15 protein-coding genes are annotated in these 20,270 nt (G+C 72.5%); 5 read left to right on the top strand and 10 right to left on the bottom strand.

The features are described 5' to 3' along the window. Nucleotides 1–91: 91 nt before the first annotated feature. The 5 genes from tig to ACFT2C_RS20780 form a co-directional block, all read right to left on the bottom strand. The gene (gene tig, locus ACFT2C_RS20760; RefSeq protein WP_377208975.1) at nucleotides 92–1,492 is read right to left on the bottom strand and encodes a trigger factor; all 1,401 of its coding nucleotides are present in this window, start codon (nucleotides 1,490–1,492) and stop codon (nucleotides 92–94) included. A gap of 244 nt (nucleotides 1,493–1,736) precedes the next feature. After that, entirely contained in the window at nucleotides 1,737–2,546 is an 810-nt protein-coding gene (locus ACFT2C_RS20765; protein ID WP_377208976.1) for a carbohydrate ABC transporter permease, read from the bottom strand. Beyond that, nucleotides 2,543–3,445 (bottom strand): carbohydrate ABC transporter permease, encoded by a 903-nt coding sequence (locus tag ACFT2C_RS20770; RefSeq protein ID WP_377208977.1) that lies wholly within the window; start codon nucleotides 3,443–3,445, stop codon nucleotides 2,543–2,545. Before ACFT2C_RS20770 ends, ACFT2C_RS20765 begins: the two co-directional genes overlap by 4 nt. Before the next feature lie 62 nt (nucleotides 3,446–3,507). Then, nucleotides 3,508–4,812 carry an ABC transporter substrate-binding protein gene (locus tag ACFT2C_RS20775; protein WP_377208978.1) on the bottom strand — a complete coding sequence of 435 codons (1,305 nt, stop codon included), beginning with the start codon at nucleotides 4,810–4,812 and terminating at the stop codon, nucleotides 3,508–3,510. A 109-nt stretch (nucleotides 4,813–4,921) separates the two neighbouring features. Continuing rightward, complete coding sequence (locus ACFT2C_RS20780; RefSeq protein ID WP_377208979.1) at nucleotides 4,922–6,046, bottom strand: flavin-containing monooxygenase; 1,125 nt, start codon at nucleotides 6,044–6,046, stop codon at nucleotides 4,922–4,924. A 393-nt stretch (nucleotides 6,047–6,439) separates the two neighbouring features. Between ACFT2C_RS20780 and ACFT2C_RS20785 the strand changes: the two genes are divergently transcribed. After that, the gene (locus ACFT2C_RS20785; RefSeq protein WP_377208980.1) at nucleotides 6,440–6,736 is read left to right on the top strand and encodes an antibiotic biosynthesis monooxygenase; all 297 of its coding nucleotides are present in this window, start codon (nucleotides 6,440–6,442) and stop codon (nucleotides 6,734–6,736) included. A gap of 130 nt (nucleotides 6,737–6,866) precedes the next feature. Here ACFT2C_RS20785 and ACFT2C_RS20790 read toward each other — a convergent pair whose 3' ends face one another. Next, complete coding sequence (locus ACFT2C_RS20790; protein WP_377208981.1) at nucleotides 6,867–7,586, bottom strand: alpha/beta hydrolase; 720 nt, start codon at nucleotides 7,584–7,586, stop codon at nucleotides 6,867–6,869. A gap of 135 nt (nucleotides 7,587–7,721) precedes the next feature. Then, on the bottom strand, nucleotides 7,722–9,974 hold the full coding sequence (locus tag ACFT2C_RS20795) for an ATP-binding protein (RefSeq protein WP_377208982.1): 2,253 nt from the start codon (nucleotides 9,972–9,974) through the stop codon (nucleotides 7,722–7,724). Nucleotides 9,975–10,305: 331 nt separating this feature from the next. On the opposite strand from ACFT2C_RS20795, the gene cofG reads away from it, so the two are divergent. Further along, entirely contained in the window at nucleotides 10,306–12,708 is a 2,403-nt protein-coding gene (cofG, locus tag ACFT2C_RS20800; RefSeq protein ID WP_377208983.1) for a 7,8-didemethyl-8-hydroxy-5-deazariboflavin synthase CofG, read from the top strand. Between the two features lie 53 nt (nucleotides 12,709–12,761). Continuing rightward, nucleotides 12,762–14,282 carry a flavin-containing monooxygenase gene (locus tag ACFT2C_RS20805; protein ID WP_377208984.1) on the top strand — a complete coding sequence of 507 codons (1,521 nt, stop codon included), beginning with the start codon at nucleotides 12,762–12,764 and terminating at the stop codon, nucleotides 14,280–14,282. On the opposite strand, the gene ACFT2C_RS20810 is transcribed toward ACFT2C_RS20805, so the two are convergent. From ACFT2C_RS20810 to ACFT2C_RS20820, 3 genes are read right to left on the bottom strand one after another with little or no spacing between them, the layout of a single operon-like run. Continuing rightward, the gene (locus ACFT2C_RS20810) at nucleotides 14,255–14,941 is read right to left on the bottom strand and encodes a response regulator (RefSeq protein WP_377208985.1); all 687 of its coding nucleotides are present in this window, start codon (nucleotides 14,939–14,941) and stop codon (nucleotides 14,255–14,257) included. The genes ACFT2C_RS20805 and ACFT2C_RS20810 overlap by 28 nt on opposite strands. After that, nucleotides 14,938–16,404, bottom strand: coding sequence for a sensor histidine kinase (locus tag ACFT2C_RS20815; RefSeq protein ID WP_377208986.1), 1,467 nt, complete (start codon nucleotides 16,402–16,404; stop codon nucleotides 14,938–14,940). The genes ACFT2C_RS20810 and ACFT2C_RS20815 overlap by 4 nt, the downstream gene beginning before the upstream one ends. 2 nt (nucleotides 16,405–16,406) lie before the next feature. After that, nucleotides 16,407–18,560 carry a serine hydrolase domain-containing protein gene (locus ACFT2C_RS20820; RefSeq protein WP_377208987.1) on the bottom strand — a complete coding sequence of 718 codons (2,154 nt, stop codon included), beginning with the start codon at nucleotides 18,558–18,560 and terminating at the stop codon, nucleotides 16,407–16,409. Nucleotides 18,561–18,723: 163 nt separating this feature from the next. Here ACFT2C_RS20820 and ACFT2C_RS20825 point away from each other — a divergent pair, with 163 nt between their 5' ends. Both ACFT2C_RS20825 and ACFT2C_RS20830 read left to right on the top strand, forming a co-directional pair. Continuing rightward, nucleotides 18,724–19,290: a hypothetical protein gene (locus ACFT2C_RS20825; protein WP_377208988.1), complete on the top strand. Its 567-nt coding sequence runs from the start codon at nucleotides 18,724–18,726 to the stop codon at nucleotides 19,288–19,290. A gap of 34 nt (nucleotides 19,291–19,324) precedes the next feature. Continuing rightward, a complete protein-coding gene (locus tag ACFT2C_RS20830) occupies nucleotides 19,325–20,269 on the top strand; it encodes an ornithine cyclodeaminase family protein (RefSeq protein WP_377208989.1) in 945 nt (314 codons plus the stop codon). Nucleotide 20,270: the final 1 nt, after the last annotated feature.

The following is a 20,270-nucleotide window of genomic DNA, read 5'->3' on the forward strand; positions in this document are numbered from 1 at the left end:
AGCTTGTCGAGACCCGGTCTCGACAAGCTCGACCACCGTAGGCGGACCGCCGTCCGACGTCATGCTGTGCCCTCTCGGGCCGGGCGGGGTGTCAGGCCTTCGCGGGCTCCGGCGCCTCCGGGGAAGCCTCGGCGTCGGCGGCCTCGGGCGCCTCGGCCTCGGCGGCCTCCTGGGCCTGGGCCATGGCGTCGTTCAGCGCGGCCTGGGCCTCGTCGGCCTCTTCCGAGCCGATGAACTCGCTCAGGTCGACGACGTTGCCGTCGGCGTCCTTGACCTCGATCTGGCGAAGCGCGACCGCGAGGGCCTTCGAGCGGGCGACCTCGCCGACCATGGCGGGGATCTGACCGCCCTGCTCGAGCGTCTGGATGAACTCGCTCGGCTCCATCCCGTACTGCTGCGAGGCGCTCACCAGGTACTCGACGAGCTCGCCCTGGCTCACCTGCACCCCGAGCTTCTCGGCGAGGGTGTCCAGGAGGATCTGGTTCTTGATCGCCTTGGTGGCGTCCTCGGTGACCTCGGCGCGGTGCTCGTCGTCCTCCAGGCGGCTCTCGGACTCGAGGTGACGGTGCACCTCGGCCTCGACGACGCCGGTCGGCACGGGGACCTCGACGGTCTCCAGGAGCTTCTCCATGAGGGCGTCGCGAGCCGTGACCGCCTGGTTGGAGGTCTTGATGCCGGCGACCTGGGTCTTCAGGTCGTCCGTCAGCTCCTCCAGCGTGTCGAACTCCGAGGCGAGCTGGGCGAAGTCGTCGTCCACCTCGGGCAGGTCGCGCTGCTTGACCGAGGTAGCGGTGACGGTGACCGTCGCCTCCTCGCCCTCGTGGTCGCCGCCGGCGAGCGGCGCCTTGAAGGTGGTGGTCTCGCCGGCGGACAGGCCGGTCAGGGCCTCGTCCAGGCCGTCGAGCATGTTGCCGGAGCCGATCTGGTACGAGACGCCCGACACGGAGTCGACCTCCTCTTCACCGATGACGGCCTTCAGGTCGAGGACCACGTAGTCGTCCTCGACGGCCGGGCGGTCGACGCCCACCAGGGTGCCGAAGCGCTCGCGCAGGGCTTCCATCCGCTCCGCGACGTCCTCGTCCGTGACCTGCGTGGACTCGACGATCAGGTCGACGTCGGCCAGCTCGGGGAGCTGGATCTCCGGGCGCACCTCGACCTCGGCGGTGAACTTCAGCTGGCCCTCGCCGGCCTTCGCCGGGACGTCGGTGACGTCGATCTCGGGCTGGGCGAGCGGACGCAGGTCGGTCTCGCCGAGCGCGTCACGGTAGAAACCGGAGAGGCCGTCGTTCACGGCATGCTCGATCACGGCGCCCCAGCCGACCCGCTGGTCGATGATGCGCGGGGGGACCTTGCCCTTGCGGAAGCCGGGGATGTTCACCTGCTCCGCGATGTGCTCGTAGGCGTGATCGATGCTCGGCTTGAGCTCGTCGTAGTCCACCTCGACGGTCAGCTTGACCTTGGTGGGCTCCAAGGTCTCGACGGCGCTCTTCACTTCGATGGTCTCCAGAATGTCGGGGGTGCGCGCACGCCGGCGTACTGCGTCCCGGGTGGCGCGGGGATGCTCTGCTCAGTTGCAGCTGCTCGCTGACAGCGACGTACGACAGGCGCACGGGCAACCCGTCAATAGTACGCCTCACGACCACAGGCGCCGAATGCAGGCCGGTGGTGTGCCGCACATCCGCCAGCCTCCCACGACCGTCGGCGCTCACCGCCCGTGTTCGCCGCGAGCACAGCCGTCAGCGGCCCATCCCCGCCGTCAGACCGGCGACGATCTGCCGGGTGGCCACCAGGAACAGGACCACCAGCGGCAGCGTGGCGATGACCAGCCCGGCGAACAGGGTGGACCACGACGTCTGGTACTCCCCGAAGAAGGTGGTCAGGCCGACGGGCAGCGTGTACTGGGCGCGGTCGCGCACGAGGATGAGGGGGTAGAAGAAGTCGTTCCAGATGGGCACGAACCGGAAGACCACCACCGTGGCGACGGCGGGCCGCACGAGCGGCAGCAGCACCGACCAGAAGGTGCGGAGCGGGCCCGCTCCGTCGATGCGGGCGGCGTCCTCCAGCTCGTCGGGGAGCTGGCGCAGGAACGTGGCCAGCACGAACACCGAGAACGGGATCGACACCGCCGAGTAGACCAGGATCAGGCCGGTCCGGGTCGAGGCGAGCCCGATCGTGTCGAGCAGGTAGAAGATCGGCACGATCATGAGGAACACGGGCATCATCAGGCCTGACACGAAGACCTGCTCGATCACGGCCATGAGCCGCGAGCGCGACCGCGCCAATGCGTACGCCGCCAGCAGCGACACCGCCGTCGACAGGGCCACCGACGCCGTCGTGACGAGCACCGAGTTGAGAAAGTAGGTGGAGAACGACGCCTCGACCCAGGCCTCGCGGTACGCGTCGAGCGAGGGGCTGACCGGCAGCCCGAGGGGCTCGGCCACGAGCCCCTGGTCGGTCCGGAACGAGTTCCACACCATGATCAGCAGCGGCACCAGCGCGACGACTGCGTAGCCCCACAGCACGAGGTGGACCGAGGCGCGCCTCACGTCAGCCCCCGCTCGACGCGCCGGAACCACCGCGTGAACGCCACGGACACCCCGACGATCACGACGAACAGCACGATCGCCACCGCGGACGAGATGCCTATCGCGTTGGACGCCCCGGAGTTGAACGCCGTGCGGTAGAAGAGGAGCGACATGACGTCGGTGGCGCCCGCCGGGCTGCCGTTGGACCCGCCCAGCGCGTACGGGATCGGGAACGCCTCCATCGAGAAGATGAACGTCAGCACGCTCACGGTGCCGATCACCGGCAGCAGCATGGGCAGGGTGACGTGCCAGAACCGCTGGCGGGAGCTCGCGCCGTCGAGCATCGCGGCCTCTTCCATGGTGGGGTCGAGCGACCCGAGCGCCGCGCCGTAGATCAGGAGCGGGAACCCGACCCACTGCCACGCCGTCACCAGCACCACGACCCACAGGGCGGTGTCGGGGTCGCCCAGCCAGGGCTGCGCCACCGACTCCAGGCCGACGGCGCGCAGGGCCGCGTTCACCGGGCCGAACAGGGGCGAGAGCAGCAGCGACCACAGGTAGCCGACGACCAGCGGCGAGACGAGGTACGGCATCGTGTACAGCACCTGGAACAGGCGCCGGAGCCGCTCCCGCTTGTGCAGTGCGTACGCCAGCAGCAGACCCACCGAGTTCTGCACCACCATCGCGCCGGCGAACAGGAGCGCGTTGTGCGCGAACGCGCGAGGAAGCTGGCTGCGGTAGGGCTCGGTGGAGAAGAGCGCGACGAAGTTGTCCAGCCCGACGAAGGCCTCCTGCGCGGTGCCGCGCCAGGAGAACAGCGAGTAGGTCAGCGCGGTCGCCATCGGGTAGAGCACGAAGACGGCGAACAGCGCCGCCGCGGGCAGCAGGAAGAGCAGTGCGACAGGTGTGGGCAGCGCCACGGTACGACGGCGGCCCGGTGCCGCTGTGCGACGGCGGCCCGGTGCCGCTGTGCGACGGGCGCTCACTCGCCCGGCGTCCACCAGGCAGACAGGCCGTCCTGGATGACCTGTGCCGCCTCCTTCGCGTCGGCGTCGCCGAGGAACAGCTTCTGCCCCGCCTCGCCCATCAGGTCGGTGCCCACGGGGTCGCCGTAGCGGAAGTCCACGAGCAGCAGGTACGGCGCGGGGTTCCCCTGGTACAGGTCCCACATCTCCTGCTGGAGCGGGTCGGAGAAGTCGACGCCGGGGATCGGCGAGAACTGCTTGAGCTCGTCGGCGACGAGCTGCCCGAACTCCGGGGTGGCCAGCCAGTTCAGCAGCTTCTCGGCCTCCTCGGGGTGCTCGGTGGCGGACGACAGGCCCCAGTTGCCGTCCGCGTACCCGGCGCTGACCGGGTGGTCCTGCGCCGAGCCGGGCGGCGGGGGCACCTGGAAGACGCCGAGGTCGAGGTCCGGGTTGGCCTCCTGGAAGAACGCCTGCTCGTACGAGCCGCCGGCGAACATCGCTGCCTGCTCGGAGGTGAACAGCACCTGCGCGTCGGTGTACGGCACGCCGGTGACGTCGTCGGGCATGTACTTCTGCAGGTCCTTGAGGGTCTGGATGGAGTCGACGTAGGCCGGGTCGGTGAAGTCGGTGTCGCCGTCGCGCAGCGCCTGCTGGAAGTCGGCGCCGCCGTACTGGGCGGCGGTGAGGGCGTCGTGCACGGTGGGCACGAACCACCCGTCGCGCGCCCCGACGGCGAGCGGCGTCACGTCCTTCTGAAGCAGCGTCTCGTTCAGGGCGATGAAGTCGTCCCAGGTCTCGGGCTCCTCGAGGCCGTTCTCCTCGAAGATCGCGGTGTTGTAGTAGACCTGGATCGTCTGGGTGGCCAGCGGCACGCCGTAGACGGCGCCGTCCTCACGGCCGCGGGCGCCGTCGAGGGTCGCGTCGTCGAAGTCGGCGAGTGCGGGGACGAGGTCCTCCAGCGGCTCGAGGTTGCCGCCCTCGACCAGCGGCTGGAGCAGGCCGTACGACCGCACCTGGGCGATGTCCGGCCCGTCCGAGCCGGTCAGGCCGGTGCGCAGGATCTGGTCGTACTCGGTGTTGAGGTGGGCCTGGAAGTTCACCGTGATGCACGGGTTGGCCGCCTCGAACACGTCGAAGATCTGCTCGTAGGTCTTGACGTCCTCGGTGCGCCAGGACCAGACGTCGAGCGCGACAGCCTCGCCGTCGCATCCCTCCCCCGCGGCCGCCCCGGGCTCCGGGCTGTCCGACGACGGTGCGCAGGCCCCGAGCGTCAGCGCCACGGCTGCTGTGGTCAGTCCTGCGAGGGTGAATCTGCGGTTCATGAGCCGGACGCTGCCGTTCCGGGGTCGGCGTGTCAAGCATTTGCGCTGTGGCGAAATGTCGTGTCCCGGTTCGTGCGCGCCCGCCTCGGGACTGGTCTGAACCGGCTGCTCAGCGCCCCTGGGCCACGTTGCGGGCGATGCGGCGGGCGTCGGCCGCCATCTCGCGGAACATGCCGCTGATCGGGTTGGTGAAGCCCGTGAAGTAGAGGCCGCGCGCGGCCGGGCGCCCGTTGGTCGCCAGGGGCTTGCCGCGGTCGCCGAGCACACCCAGGTGCCCGACCACGGGTTCGAGCGCGCGGCGGTAGCCGGTGGCCGCGAGCACGACGTCGGGGGCGAGCCGGGTGCCGTCGGCCAGGACCACCTCGCCGCCGTCGAACCGCTCGATCGCCCCGACCACGCGCACGGCGCCGGACTCGACGGCCGCGACCAGGCCGATGTCCTGGACGGGGATGGCGCCCTGGGCCACGCGCGTGGCCAGGCCCACCTCGGGGATCGGCAGGCCGAGGTGGGACAGGTCCGGGAAGCTCGCCTTGCGGACGGGCACGCAGAGCGCGTCGACCAGCGCGGTCGGCAGATGGCGGACCAGCAGGCCCGTGTACTGAGCGGCCCACGGCCCCTGGTTGCGGGGCACGATGTGCGGCGGCGTCCGGACGGCGAGATGCACGCTGGCCGCGCCGTTCTCGGCGAGGTCCTGCGCGATCTCAGCGCCCGTGTTGCCCACGCCCACCACGAGCACGGCCTTGCCGGCGTACGGGGCCGGGTTGCGGTAGCGGCTCGCGTGCTCCACTTCCCCGGGGAATTCGTCCCGGCCGGGCCAGTCCGGAAGGTGCGGGGTGTGGTTGTAGCCGGTCGCGACGACGACGGCATTCGCGGTGCGGGTGTTGGAGGCGCCGTCGGCGGTCGTGACGGTCCACGCGCCGTCCGCCCGGTCGAGGCGCGTGACCTCGACGCCGTGCTCGATCCGCAGGTCGTGGTGGGCGGCATACGCCTCGAGGTAGCGGACGACGTCGTCCCGGGCGACCCAGCGGCCGAACTCGCGCGGGATCGGGAGGCCGGGCAGCTTCGAGAGGCCGCGCGTGGTGTGCAGGTGCAGGCGGTCGTAGTGGTGCCGCCAGGCGTTGCCGACGTGCGTGGACTTCTCCAGGACCGTGACGTCCGCGCCCCTGGACTGGAGGGCGGCCGCGGCGGCGAGGCCGGCCGGTCCGGCGCCGATCACGTACACGGTGTGAGGCATGGATGGAGCGTAGTGGTCATGCCCTCGCTGCGAGGGCATGACGACAGCAGTTGCACGGGCGACCCGCTCCCCCTTACTGCCGAACCGTGAGATCTCCCGGGCGGGGAGCTGAAGATGCGCATCGGACGATCGTCCCGAAGGACCTGGCGGGCGCGTGTTCTCGTTTCGGTAGGTGCCGGCTGGGCTGAACTACGTTCGCCTCAGCCTCATCCAGTTCGGCTCAGCTGGACCGTTCAGCTGGGGCGAACCAGGCAAGGCCAAGCCGAACGAAATTCAGCCGACCTGGCACCTGCTCGCCGGGTCCACCTCACTATCCGGCCGTCCGCCACCGCGGGTACGGGCCGTGTCCTACGGTTGGCCCGCCCGCACGACCCGCACGCCGCAGGAGGAACGATGAGCACGTCCGTGGAGCTGACCCGGTTCCGGGTGCTGCCCGAGAAGACCGAGGCCATGCTGGCCGCGCGGCCCGCCATGCTCGCCGACTTCCGCGCCGACCGTGCCGGGTTCCTCGACGCGCGTCTTGTGCGCCTGCCCAACGACGAGTGGCTCGACATCGTCGAGTGGCGCTCGTCGGAGGACTTCGCCGCCTCGCGCGTCAAGGGCGCCAACCTGCCGGGGATCGAGGCGTTCTTCGAGACCATCGACTCCCTGGTCACCGCCGAGGAGGGCACCCTCGCCGACGGCGCCTGACCTCACCCGACCGTCTCCCGGTCGAGCGCGACGATGCTGCCGTCGAAGTGCGAGACAGCTCAGCGATCGCCTTGCCGTGGATCTCTCGATTTCGTCGTCGTTCAGGTGCTCGGCTGTCCGAGTGGGGCGTTCAGCTTGCGACGGACGAGAGGTCCGCGACGCGCTCGAGCAAGTCCGCGAAGCCGGCGGGGTCCTCCTGGAACGGCGCGTGACCGTGCGGGATGCGTACGATCTCGGCGCCGCTGCGGACGGCGAGCGACTCCTGGAACGCGGGCGGAAGGACGGCGTCGTTCTCGGTGAGGATGAAGGTCGCGGGCTTGACTCGCCATGCGACGCGGGAGACCTTGTCGCCGAAGGAGGCGAGCGACTGCGGTCGGAACAGATCGGCGAGCTGCTCGGATGCCTCGCGCGGAACTCCGGGGGGCATGTCCGCGGCGATCAGGTCCACGCGCTCATCTCGGCTGCGGCCCATCGTGAGCTGACCGTCGGCGGTGCCCCACATCTCGGGGAGGGAGCCGCCCATCGAGGCGATGACGCTCTCACCGGCGTCGAGCGCGAACGCCGCGACATACACGATGCGCTCGACCGCGGGGTGATCGCCCGCCTCGGTCACGGGCACGCCCCCGTAGGAGTGCCCGACGAGTACGACCGGTCCGCCGGCGCGATCGATCGCGGCGGTGATCGCCGCGGCATCCTGGAGCATGCCCTCGGTGCTCCCGGTCGAGGGAAGATCGAGCGCATCGACCTCCCAGCCACGCTCCCGCAGGATCTGCACCAGCGGTTCGAACTCCCATGGGCCAACCCAGGCGCCGTGGACGAGGATGATTCGGGGGCGGATTAGCGCAGTCATCGAAGAATCAGTGCCTTTCGGACGAGATGCACACGGGTTCGCTGTCGCGATGCCGGACGTTGCGCACCTGCTGGGTCGACGTCGGTGTCGTTCGCCCAGCGTGTCGCCGCGGGCCAGGCGGCGGTATCCGTGAGACTACGTAATCGACGAAACGGACACGAACGTCGCCTCGTACCAGGCCGCGACCTGAGCACGCGACGAGAAGCCGAGCTTTCCGAGGATGCGCTGCACGTGAGTGTCGACGGTGCGCACCGAGAGCACGAGTTCCTCGGCGATGTCACGGTTGGTCATCCCGCGACGGATGCGCATCGCCACCTCGCGCTCCCGCGCGCTGAGCCCGCCCCCGACCGTGGTCTTCGGCTCGAGGGCGAACGCGACCGCCTCGTCGGGGACGAGGTGCCCGCCCGCACCGACGAGCTTGTCGTACCGCTGGGGGCCGAGCCGCCGCCGGAGCTCATCGACGCACCGATCGTGATGAGCCGCGAGCTGCGGCCCGTGGACCGTGATAGCCGACCCGATGAGCCGCCAACGGGCGTCGGTCGCCCCCAGCAGGATCGCGGCCCGATCCGCCAGGCCGCGCTCGGCGTCGACCCAGCTGAGCACCTCGAGCATGAGGCACTCGCCGACGGGATCGTCGAAACCGCGATCGGCAAGAATGGCCTCCCGCGCGAACCGTTCAGCGGTATTCAGGTCTCTTTCGACGAACGCGGCGAGGCCGAGCGACCACAGGGCGTGCGAGCGCATCCAGTTCTCGTGCACGGACTCGGCGTAGGAGAGTGCGTCCCTCGCGGCACGGGCCGCCTCGGGCTCGCGGAGATGGCTCAGCGCCGTGGTGAGCTGGAATTGCGCGAGGAGGGCCTCCTCGGGATGGCCACACTCCTGAGCAGCGCGGATCGACGCTTCGAACTCGCCGACGGCATCCCGCGGCCGGCCGGAGAACATCGCATGCGTGCCGCGCCAGCGGTGGATCTCGACCCCGATCATGGCCGCCCCGTCCGCTGAGAGCGAGCTGCCCGGCATCTGGCCGTCCGCCTCGTCGAGTCGCGCCGCCGCTTCGTCGAGGTCACCCTGCAGCAGGCAAAGCCAGGCGGCGTTGAGGAGCGCCGGAATGCGGTGGGTGGTGGAGGCGCCCGGCAGGGCGAGCACCCGCGTCGCCCAACCGCGTCCCTCGGGGAGGAACCCGCCCACCGCCCAGTGATAGCGCAGATCGGAGAACAGGGCGAGGGCGCTGTCGGTGTCGATCGCCGTGGCCACGGTGAGTGCGGACTGCAGTTCGGCGCGGTCGGCGCGCACTCGCGCGAGGACCGCGGTCTGCCCCGGGCCGTACCAGTCCACGCGCGAACTCGCCGCGACGGCCGCGAAATGGTCGAGGTGGCGTCGGGTCAGCAACGGCGAGCGCCCCTCCTCTTCGGCGCGCTCCCGGCCGTAGCCGCGGATCGTCTCGAGCATCCGGAATCGACGGGTCTCATGATCCGCCTCGACGACGGACTGCGCCACGAGCTCGTCGAGAGGATCGACGATGTCGTCGATCGTGTAGCCGCCGACCGCTGCAGCGGCCTCGAGGTCGAACGGGCCGGAAAACACAGCGAGCGCGCACCAGAGTTCCCGCTGCTCGGGTGAGCACAGCTCGTAGCTCCAGTCGACCACCGCCCGCAGCGTGCGCTGACGCCCGACTGCGCTGCGGGAGCCGCCGCGAAGAAGGGTGAACCGGGAGGAGAGACCGGACGCGAGCTCCGGGATCGAGAGAGTCCGCAGCCGCGTCGCCGCGAGCTCGATCGCGAGCGGCAGTCCGTCGAGGGATCGACACAGCTCCACGGCGGCCTCCGCCTCGGTCGGACCGAGCTCGAAGGCGGCGTCGGCGGCGCGCGCACGGGCCACGAGGAGTGACACCGCCTCGGACGGGCTGCCCGACGCGGCCTCCGTCGACAGCGGGGGCACCGCGTAGACGAGCTCGCCGTCGAGCTCGAGCGGACGACGGCTCGTCGCGAGCACCGTGAGCTGCGGGAGCGCGAGCAGCAGTTCGTCGGTGAACGAGGCGGCGGCATCGATGATCTGCTCGCAATTGTCCAGGACCAGGATCGCGGGCGTGTCGAGAAGCGCGGCGACGACGGCTTCGAGCGGGTCGCGCGCCGACTGGTCTGCGAGCGGAAGGGCGCGCACCACCGCGCTCGGCACTCGTTGCGGGTCCTGCACGGACTCGAGCGGGACGAACCAGCAGTCGATGCCCTCGTGTTCCGCGTACCCGGTCGCCGCGCGCATCGCGAGCCGGGTCTTGCCCGCACCGCCGACGCCCGTAAGCGTCACGAGCGACGATGCGTCGAGGATCGACTGGAGGGTCTGCAACTCGCGACGGCGACCGACGAACGCGCTTCGCGGCTCTCTGATCATCCCGACTCCGGCGCCCTCGCCCGCCACGGGCGCGGGTGCGCTCGGGTAGGTCGATTATCGCAGTCTTCCCCGAACCCCCGCCGAAGTGACCACGCCGTCGCCAGCGAGCACGGCGAAGACCTGGAGCGTCGTGGCCGGATGCTCCCCCAGCGTGCCGCCGGGATGATCCGGGCAATGTGCATAGTTGGTGCAGCGTGGGGTCGAACCCGTTGACGAGTGACCCGAAATGTCCCGTCGTCGGACGACGCAAAGACCCCATCGCCCGATGACATAGTGTCGGCCAGTCCCCTCCGGACCATCCCGATCCGGTTCCTGCACCCGAGGTGGGCCCATGAGTGTTCCCCTGACCCTGCGCATGCCTTCTCAGAGCGCCGATCAGCCTGCCCCGGACCGTCCGGTCCTGGACGCGGCCCTCGACCGTCTGGAGGACAGCGGCGGCACAGCCCCCGACCGGGCCGACGCCGAGGTGCTGCTGCACGCCCGCGGCGCCGACCTGGACTTCCTCCTCGCCGTCGCGGGCACAGTGCGTGACGCCGGTCTGGCGGACGCCGGGAGGCCCGGCGTCATCACGTACTCGCGCAAGGTGTTCGTCCCGCTGACGCACCTGTGCCAGGACCGGTGCCACTACTGCATCTTCGTCCAGACGCCGGGCAAGCTCGCCAAGGCGGGAATCTCGCCGTACATGTCGGCCGAGGAGGTGCTGGAGGTCGCCCGGCAGGGCGCCGCGCTGGGCTGCAAGGAAGCCCTGCTCACGCTCGGCGACCGGCCGGAGAACCGCTGGCCCGTGGCCCGGCAGTGGCTCGACGACCACGGGTACGCCTCGACCCTGGACTACGTGGGCGACATGGCCCGCCTGATCCTCGACGAGACGGGGCTGCTTCCCCACCTCAACCCTGGCGTCATGTCGTGGGCGGAGCTGCAGCGGCTCAAGCCCGTCGGCCCGTCCATGGGCATGATGCTGGAGACGACGTCGTCCCGGCTATGGACCGAGAAGGGCGAGGCGCACTTCGGCTCCCCCGACAAGGACCCGGCCCTGCGGCTGCGCGTGATCGACGACGCCGGACGGTCGCGCATCCCGTTCACCACCGGTGTCCTGCTCGGCATCGGCGAGAACTACGCCGAGCGCGTGGACTCGATCCTGGCGCTGCGCGACGCGCACGCCAAGCACGGCCACGTGCAGGAGGTGATCGTGCAGAACTTCCGCGCGAAGTCCGCCACGGCCATGATGGGCGCCGAGGACCTGGAGACCCAGGAGTATGCGGCCGCCGTCGCCGTCACGCGCGTGCTGCTCGGCCCGGGGATGCGCCTGCAGGCGCCGCCCAACCTGACCGACGCCGCCGAGCTCCAGCTCCTGGTGCGCGCCGGGATCGACGACTGGGGCGGCGTCAGCCCGCTCACGCCGGACCACGTGAACCCCGAGCGGCCCTGGCCGCACATCGAGGACCTGGCGCGGCTCACCGCCGAGGGCGGGTACACGCTGCGCGAGCGCCTCACCGCCCACCCGCACTACCTGCGCGAGGCGCGGGACGGTGCGGAGTGGCTCGACGACCGCCTCCGGGACCGCGTCCTGGCCCTGGCAGACGACTACGGCCTGGCCCGCCACGACGCCCTGCTGGGCGCCTTCCCGTCCTCCCCGGCTTCGTTGAGTGCTGGCTATTTGCGCTCTTCAGGGCCGGAACCGCGCAAATATCCAGCACTCAACGGAGCGGGGAGGCTGGCGCGACTGATCGGGGATGTTGCCGGCGATCCAGGCGGGGTCGACGATGCCGCGTGGGTGGAGCTGCTCGGGGCCGACGGCGGCGACCTCGAGGAGCTCGCCGCGCTCGCGGACCAGGTGCGCCGCGAGCGGACCGGCGACGCCGTGACCTACGCGGTGAACCGGAACATCGACGCGTCGCTGGGTCTTGCGCCCGAGCAGGTAACCGAGCTGGCGGCGGAGGCCGTGTCCCTCGCCGCCACTGAGGTGTGCGCGCAGGGGGTGCCGCCGGCGGCGTCGGGGCCGGAGGGCTACCTCGCCCTGGCCCGCGCGGTGAAGCAGGGCGGGCCGGGCCTGCACCTGCACGCGTTCCGCCCGGCCGAGCTGGCCGACGGCGCAGCCCGCGCCGGACTGCCTCTGGCGGACTGGCTGGCCGAGCTGCGCGAGGCCGGCGTCGACACGGTGCCGGGCACGGGCGCGCGCATCCTCGACGACCGCGTCCGCGACCTGCTCACCGGCAAGACGGACATCCCCGCCGAACGCTGGGTCGAGCTCGTCACCGCAGCCCACACCGCGGGCCTGCGGTCGACGGCGACGATCGTGTACGGGCACGTGGAGTCAGCCGGCGACCAGGTGCAGCACCTGCGGACGCTGGCCCGCGTGCAGGACGCGACCGGCGGGTTCACCGAGCTCATCCCGATGCCGTGGCTGCCGTCCGAGTCGCCGGTGCCGGTGCCCGGCGCGCGCGTGGCGACCCTGCGCGAGAGCCGCGCCCTGCACGCCGTGGCCCGGCTGATGCTCGCCGGGCGGATCGACCACGTCCAGGCGGCGTGGACCAAGCTCGGGATGCGCGGGGCGCAGCGCGTGCTCGCGGGCGGCGCCGACGACCTGGGCGGCGTGCTGCTCGACGGCGTCCTGGACCCGGACGCTGGGCCCGAGCAGGGGCGCGAGCTGACGGTCGCGGACGTGACGCGGCTCGCCGCCGAGCTGGGCCGCCCCGTCCGGCAGCGCACGACCACGTACGAGCCGGTGGGGTGAGACCGACGTCTGCCGACATACGGGCAGGTGGGACGAGACCGACGTCCGCCGACGTGCGGGCAGGTGGGACGACGGCCGCACACGCTGCGAGGCGCACGGGCCCGCCCGCGGACGCCGAGCACGTCGACGTCGCGGTGGTGGGCGCGGGGCTCGCCGGGGTCGGCCTCGGCGCCCGCCTGCGGCGCGCCGGCCGCACGGGCTTCGCGCTCCTGGAGCGGGCCGACGACGTCGGCGGGACCTGGCGCGACAACGTCTATCCGGGCGTCGCGTGCGACATCCCGAGCGCCCTGTACTCGTACTCGTTCCGGCCCCAGCCCGCCTGGTCGCGCGTGTTCGCACCGGGCGCCGAGATCCACGAGTACGTGCGGGACGTCGCGCGGTCGGAGGGCCTGGCCCCGCACCTGCGCCTCGGCACTGAGCTCACCGGCGCCCGCTGGAGCGAGGACGAGGCGGCGTGGCGCCTGACGACGTCGCGCGGCCCGCTGACCGCGCGCGTGCTGGTGACGGCTGTGGGCCGGCTCAGCGAGCCGCGCGTGCCCGAGATCCCGGGCCTCGGCACGTTCCCCGGCCGGGTGTTCCACTCCGCCCGCTGGGACCGCGACCTGCCGGACGGGCTGCGGGTCGGCGTGGTCGGGACCGGCGCGAGCGGCGTCCAGCTCGTGCCGGAGCTGGCGCGCCGGGCGGCGTCCGTCGTCGTGCTGCAGCGGACGCCGCCCTGGGTGCTGCCGCGCGGAGACCGGGCGTACGCGCCCGGGGAGGAACGGCCCGACCGGGCCGCGCTCGCGGAGGAGGCCGACCGGCTCTTCGAGGCGCGGATGGCCGGGTCAGCGGAGGAGGCTGCGCTGCGCGAGCGCGCGGAGGCGCACCTGCGCGCCCAGGTGCCGGACCCGGCGCTGCGCGCACAGCTCACCCCCGACTACGCCGTGGGCTGCAAGCGCGCGCTGTTCAGCGACGACTGGTACCCGGCCCTGCAGCAGCCGCACGTCACGCTCGAGCCGAGCGCGCCGGTCGCCGTCGAGGGGTCGACGCTGGTCGCGGCGTCAGGGGCCCGGTACGAGGTGGACGTGCTGGTGCTGGCCACGGGCTTCGAGACGACGCGCCCGCCGTTCGCGCACCTGGTGGCCGGCCGCGGCGGGCGGACCCTCGCCGAGCACTGGGCCGACGGCATGACCAGCCACGCCTCCACGGTGGTGCACGGGTTCCCGAACCTGTTCGTGCTGGACGGCCCCAACGCGGGCCTGGGCCACCACTCCGCGCTGGAGGTGATCGAGGCGCAGATCGGCTACGTGCTCGGCGGGCTCGACCACCTGGACGCGACCGGCGTCCCGCTGGAGGTGTCCGCGGCGGCCGAGGCCGCGTACACGCGCGAGGTGGACGAACGCGCCGCGGGGACGGTGTGGCTGCGCGGCGGCTGCCGGAGCTGGTACGTGGACGAGCGCTCGGGGCGCCTCACACTCCTGTGGCCCGGCCGGGCGGCGGAGTACCGCGAGCGGTTCGGTGTCTTCGACCCGGCCCCGTTCGCCCCGGAGGACGTGACAGCGGCCGGTCAGCCCGGGACCAGGCCGTTCTGGTAGGCCCAGACCACCGTCTGCAGCCGGTCGCGCGTGCCGACCTTGGCCATCGCGCGGCCCAGGTGGGACTTCACGGTGCTCGTCTCCACGACCAGCTCCCTCGCGATCTCCGCGTTCGACAGCCCGCGGGCGAGGTGCCGCACGATCTCGGCCTCGCGGGCCGTGAGCTGCGCCGCGAGGTCGGACGCCGGTGCGGGCGGAGCCTTGCGCCGCGCGAACTCGGTGATCACGCGGTGGGTCACCGCCTGGTCGATGAGGCCGTGCCCGTCGGCGAGCCGGCGGACGGCGTCGATCAGCTCCTCCGGCTCGCAGTCCTTGAGGATGAACCCGGAGGCGCCGGCCTCCAGGGCGCCGAACACGTACTCGTCCAGGTCGAAGGTGGTCACGACGAGCACGGCGGGCGTCGTCCCGCCGCCCGGGCCGAGACCGCCCGGCGCGCCCGGTCCGTCCGCGACGATCTCGCGGGTCGCGGCGAGGCCGTCGCCACCCGGCATCCGCACGTCCATGCAGACGACGTCGGGGCGGTGCCGGCGGGCGAGCTCGACCGCCGTCGGACCGTTCGAGGCCTCGGCGACCACCTCGATGTCGTCGGCCTGCTCCAGCAGGAACCGGAACCCGGCCCGGACCACCGCCTGGTCGTCGACGAGCATGACCCTGATCATCGCTGTCCCCCTCCGGCGGGCGTCCCCGACACCGCGTTCTCCGACACCGCGTTCCCCGACGCCGCGTTCGCCGGCACCGCGTTTCCCGACACCGCGGGCGCGCCACCCGCGGGCTCGTGGTGCAGCGGGAGCGTCAGCCGCACGCGCCATCCGCCGGACGGCGTGGCACCGGTCGTGAGCGTCGCACCCACCAGGTGCGCCCGCTCCCCCATCCCGATCAGGCCCATACCCTGCCGGGCCGGGACCTGCAGGGCCGGACCCTGCGGTGCGGGGACCCGCCGGGTCGAGCTCGTCGGGGCGCCGTCGGCGCGCGCCGGGTCGGGCGGTGCGTTGACCACCTCGAGCGAGACCTCCCGCTCCCCGGACCGCACGGTCATCCGCACCGCCGCGCCGGGCGCGTGCTGGCGGGCGTTGGACAGCGCCTCCTGCGCCACGCGGTAGAACGCGGCGTCCGCGATGGGGGCCAGCGCCCGCGGCGTACCCTCCTGGACCAGGTCCACGGTGTCTCCGAGGGTGCGCGCGGTCCGGACGAGCCCGTCGAGCGCGCCGAGCCCGGGCTGCGGCGCGTCGTACCCGTCGTCGCCCGGTCCGTCGGCGTCCGGGCGCTCCCGGAGCATCCCGACGATCAGGCGCAGGCTGTCGAGCGTCTCCTTGCCCTGTCCCCGGATCCAGGCGGTGCCGGCCTTCGCGGCCTGCGGGTCGCTGTCGATCTGCCGCTCGACGGCGGCCGCCTGCACGACCAGGCCGGACAGGTGGTGCGCGGCGACGTCGTGCAGCTCGCGGGCCATGCGCGACCGCTCGGCGAAGATCGCGGCCTGGGTCGTCGCGTGCTGGGTGCGGAGCAGCTCCGCCGCCCGGAGGCGGAGCAGCTCGATGTAGCGGCGCCGAGTCGCCACCGCCCCGCCCACCAGGGCGCTGACCATGTAGGTCCCGACGCCCGACAGGAGGTGGTTGGCCGCCGGGACCAGCAGGTCGCTACCCGTGACGAGAGCGACCACCGCGGTCGCGAGCACCCCGGCCGGCACCGCCGTGCCCGTGACCGTCAGCGCACGGCGGGTGGGCAGCAGCGTGCCGATCGTGTAGCCGGTGATGACCTGCGGTATGCCGCCGACCGACAGGTCGGGCGGGGAGGCCGCGATGATGACGACCTGGCACGTCACGACGAGCCACAGGCAGAGCGTCGGGCGGACCCGGCGCAGGACGAGCGGCAGCGCCTGGACGCACACGGCGGCCGAGAGCACCACGCTCTGCACCGGACCCATCGTGAAGCCCTCGGCCTCGAGCACGAACCCGAACAGCAGCACCAGCAGACCCGCCGTCACGAGCAGGACGAGTCCCGCCAGGAGCCCGTCGCGCGCCAGGACGCCGGTCAGGCCGAGCCGGGCGAGCAGCGCGTCGACCCTGCTGACCTGCTGCGGGATGGGTCCGTCGTCGAACACCGTGGGGCCGTCCGTCGTGGGCATCGTCAGTACGATACCGACGGCGCCAGCAGGCGGAGGTCGAAGGCCAGCCACCCGACGACGGCCAGGGCGAGCACCACGAGCACGGTGCCGGTGATCCGGCGCCAGCCGTGCCGGTGCCGGACGGCGCCGACCACCTGCAGGACGGCCGGGACCAGGCCGAGCACGCCGATCCCCTGCAGCACCTGGAGCTGGCGCAGGGATGCCTCCGGGACGTCCTGCAGGTTCATGACGGTCGTGATCGTGATGGTCCAGCCGACGAGGGCGAGCACGGTGCAGACCGCCGCGATCTTCGTCAGGATGCGGGTCACCCGCCCGGCACCCTCCGGACGCACGCGCCCGGCGCCGTCCGGCAGGGACTGCTTGCGGATCCGGCGACGGATCGCGCCGACCGGCCACGCGACGGCGGTCACCAGCAGGATCAGGACGGACGCGCCGAGCATCGGGAACACCAGGCCCGGGGCGCGCTGCGGCTCGGTCGGCAGCAGCGCGAACGCGCCCTCCCACCCGATGGCCTCGACCCGGTCGTCGGCGACCCGCATCGCGATGGTGCGCTGGCCGTCGACCTCACGCCAGACCCAGGGCGCGACCTCCTCGTACAGGGCCGGCGACATGGAGCCGGGGCCGGGCGTGATCAGCAGGCGGCCGTCCTCGCGGGCCGTGACCTGGGTGGTGCTGAAGACGTCGAGCGCCGCCAGGAACGTGCTCTGCATCCCGCGGGAGGCCACGTAGGTGCCTTCGGCGATCGCCGCGTGCTCCTTGGCCGTCGCCTCGACGGTGCCCGACGCCGCGGCGTCGTCCGCCGAACCCTCCGCCGCGTCGCCGGCCGTGTCCGCGGGGAAGTACCGGTCGGCGAAGCCCTGCAGCACTGCCTCGCGCACGGCGAGCGTGGCGTAGCCGGTGTTGCCGGTGCTGTTGAGCGAGACGAAGATCCCCGCCCGCTCGTCCGGGTAGATCTGCAGGTGGGAGTGGAAGTACTGCGTGTCGCCGCCGTGGCCGATGATCCAGTGGCCGTTGCGGCTCTCGTCGAAGAACCCGAGCGTCATCCGCGGGCCCGCGGCGAGGTTGCCCAGCGTGCTCTCGTCGAGCGCGGGGGCGTGCATGAGGTCGAGCGTCTCGGGTGCGAGCAACGACCCGGTGCCGGGCTCGCCGAGCTGGGCCAGCATGAAGCGGGCCATGTCGGGGGCGGACGCGGTGAGCGCCCCGGCAGGCGGCGCCCCGACGATCTCGAACGGGCCGGGAGCCGCGGACGACGAGGGGTACCCCTTCGACATCCTTTCGCTCAGCTCGTCCGGCAGCGGCTGCTCGAAGGTCGACGACGTCATCCCGGCGGGCTCCAGGATGTTGCGCTGGACGTACTCGTCGAACGGCACGCCGCTGACCCGCTGCACGATGTAGCCGGCCAGCGCGTTGCCGTAGTTCGAGTACGCGGGGACGGTGCCCGGCTCGTAGATCTGCTCCGGCGGCGCCTCGGCCAAGGCATCGCGGAGTACGGGCGCCTGGTCCCCGAACCCGATGAGGCCGTCGACCACCTCCTCGAACCCGGCGGTGTGGGTGAGCAGGTTCCGCAGCGTGATCGGCTCGTCGAACCTGCGCGGGATGTCGAAGTCGAGGTACTCGGCGACGTCGGTGTCCAGGTCGAGGTCGCCGCTCTCCACGAGCTGCATGACGGCGGTCGCGGTGAACAGCTTCGACACGGAGCCCGGGCGGAACAGCGTGCTCTCGGCGTCGACCGGCACGGCCTCGCCGCCCGTCGTGCCCGTGTCGGCATGGCCGTAGCCGCGGGTGGTGACGATCTCGCCCTCGTCCACCACGGAGACGACGGCGCCGGCGATGCCGGCGCTCTCCAGCGCGGCCGGCAGCAAGCCGTCGAGCCACGCGTCGACGTCGGACTGCTCCAGGGCGTGCTCGCCGGCCGGGGCGGCGATCGGCGGGGGCGGCGCGGGTTCGTCGGCGGTCGAGACCGCGGCGGAGGCGACGGTCGGCACCGCGGCGGACGCCGGTGCACCGGCCGCGACGGTGACGACAAGGATCCCCAGGGCCGCGAGCGCCGCGGCGGTGCGCCGGCCCCGAAGGGCGGGGCGGGCGGGGCGGTCAGGGCGGTCCGGCGGGCCGCCGTCGGGCCGCTTGACGGGGGTGTGGTCGTGGGACGAGAACATGGTCGCGCTCCTCGCGCTCGGCAGGTGTTCGGGCTGGTCCGGAGGCTTTCTTCCGGACTTCCCCAGCCTGTCGGGATGCCCGCCACGACACATCGCCCGCGAGCATGCACTCGATCTACGACCTTTGGTGGAGGACAGTTGCCCGGATGGCTAGGCTCACGCCGTGATCACGTCGGAGATGGTGTCGATACTGTCAGTGGGCCTGCCCGCGCTCGGCGCTCTGGTGTCGGCGATCGTCTCGTTTCTCGGCATCCTGCCTGGCACCGAGCGTCGGCTGCACCGCCTCGTCAGCATCCACAACGAGATGCCGGTGGGCGAGGGCAAGGCGGCGCTGGAGGAGGCGGTGAACGAGCTGGCCGTCCGGACCGCGCGCCGGGTGGTCGCGCCCAGCGCGGAGCGGAAGCGCGAGCGCAAGCAGCTGGACGGGGGCAAGGTCGGCTTCGCCATCTTCTTCGTCCTGGTGGGCGGAGGCGTGGCCTGGGGCATCTGGTTCCTCGGTTCGCTGGCGCACGCCTTGCCCGTCCTGCAGTGGACGCTCTGGGTCATCGCCATCCTCGTGACCCTCTTCACCACGTTCTTCGTGACGGTCGGCGGGCTGACCGACCTGTACAAGGACGAGGAGAAGGACAAGGAGAACAAGGCCAAGCGGGAGGCCAACAAGGCCAGGCGGGAGGCGGCGAAGAAGGCCAGGGACGAGGCCAGGAGCGGCGCCCGGGACGAACCGGTGTGATCACGCAGACCGTCGCCCCCGGGTTCGTGCTCCGATGAGCGCGCCTCTCGTCCTGGACGCCGCGGCCGTCGCCGCCGCGTGCCCGCCCGCCGACGCCGTCGCCGCCGTCCGAGCCGCCCTGCGCGGCGGGCTCGATCCCGCGGCAGACCTCCCCCGCCAGGCCGTCCCGCTGGACGCCGGCCAGCTCCTGCTCATGCCGTCGGACGGCGGCGGCGAGCTGGCGCACGTCGGGGTCAAGCTCGTCACGGTCGCCCCCGCCAACCCGGACCGGGGTCTCCCCCGCGTCCAGGGCTCGTACCTGCTGCTCGACGCCGCCACGCTGGGCGTCGTCGCGATGCTCGACGGCACAGCGCTGACCACGCTCCGCACGCCAGCGGTGTCGGTGGCTGCGGTCCTCGAGCGGCTCCTGACCGGGGCGACGCCGCTGCGCGTGGCCGTGTTCGGCTCAGGGCCGCAGGCGCACAGCCACGTCGCCACCCTCGCGGGCGCCCTGGCCGGACGGCACACGCTCGCCGCGGTGACCCAGCTCGTCCGGGACCCGGGCCGGTCGACGCCGATCGACGGCGCGCACCTCGTCCGCCTCGGCACCCCGGAGTCCGACGCCGCCCTGCGCGCCGCCGACGTCGTCGTCTGCGCGACGTCGGCGCGCGAGCCGCTGTTCGACGCCGCCCTGATCGCGGACACGGCGATCGTGATCGCAGTGGGCTCGCACGAGCCGGACGCCCGCGAGCTGCCCGCCGAGCTGTTCGCGCGCGGCACGGTAGTGGTCGAGGATCCCGGCGCCGCCCTGCGGGAGGCGGGCGACGTCGTCCTGGCGATCGCGGACGGCGCCCTGACCGCGGCGGACCTGGTGCCGATGCGCGACGTCGTCACGGGCGCAGTCCGCCCCGACCCCGCGCGGCCGCTGGTCTTCAAATCCACCGGCATGTCGTGGGAGGACCTGGTCGTGGCAGAGGCGGTGCTCGCGGGCGCCGGCTGAG

This window comes from Promicromonospora sp. NPDC057138, from assembly GCF_042670845.1.
Lineage (GTDB): Bacteria > Actinomycetota > Actinomycetes > Actinomycetales > Cellulomonadaceae > Promicromonospora.

What these genes read in the sequence shown, in the direction of transcription:
- ACFT2C_RS20830 (WP_377208989.1), top strand. Translation starts at nt 19,325, where the DNA reads ATGAGCGCGCCTCTCGTCCTGGACGCCGCGGCCGTCGCCGCCGCGTGC.
- ACFT2C_RS20785 (WP_377208980.1), top strand. Translation starts at nt 6,440, where the DNA reads ATGAGCACGTCCGTGGAGCTGACCCGGTTCCGGGTGCTGCCCGAGAAG.
- ACFT2C_RS20775 (WP_377208978.1), bottom strand. Translation starts at nt 4,812, where the DNA reads ATGAACCGCAGATTCACCCTCGCAGGACTGACCACAGCAGCCGTGGCG.
- ACFT2C_RS20790 (WP_377208981.1), bottom strand. Translation starts at nt 7,586, where the DNA reads ATGACTGCGCTAATCCGCCCCCGAATCATCCTCGTCCACGGCGCCTGG.
- ACFT2C_RS20795 (WP_377208982.1), bottom strand. Translation starts at nt 9,974, where the DNA reads ATGATCAGAGAGCCGCGAAGCGCGTTCGTCGGTCGCCGTCGCGAGTTG.
- ACFT2C_RS20815 (WP_377208986.1), bottom strand. Translation starts at nt 16,404, where the DNA reads ATGCCCACGACGGACGGCCCCACGGTGTTCGACGACGGACCCATCCCG.
- ACFT2C_RS20820 (WP_377208987.1), bottom strand. Translation starts at nt 18,560, where the DNA reads ATGTTCTCGTCCCACGACCACACCCCCGTCAAGCGGCCCGACGGCGGC.
- ACFT2C_RS20780 (WP_377208979.1), bottom strand. Translation starts at nt 6,046, where the DNA reads ATGCCTCACACCGTGTACGTGATCGGCGCCGGACCGGCCGGCCTCGCC.
- ACFT2C_RS20810 (WP_377208985.1), bottom strand. Translation starts at nt 14,941, where the DNA reads ATGATCAGGGTCATGCTCGTCGACGACCAGGCGGTGGTCCGGGCCGGG.
- cofG (WP_377208983.1), top strand. Translation starts at nt 10,306, where the DNA reads ATGAGTGTTCCCCTGACCCTGCGCATGCCTTCTCAGAGCGCCGATCAG.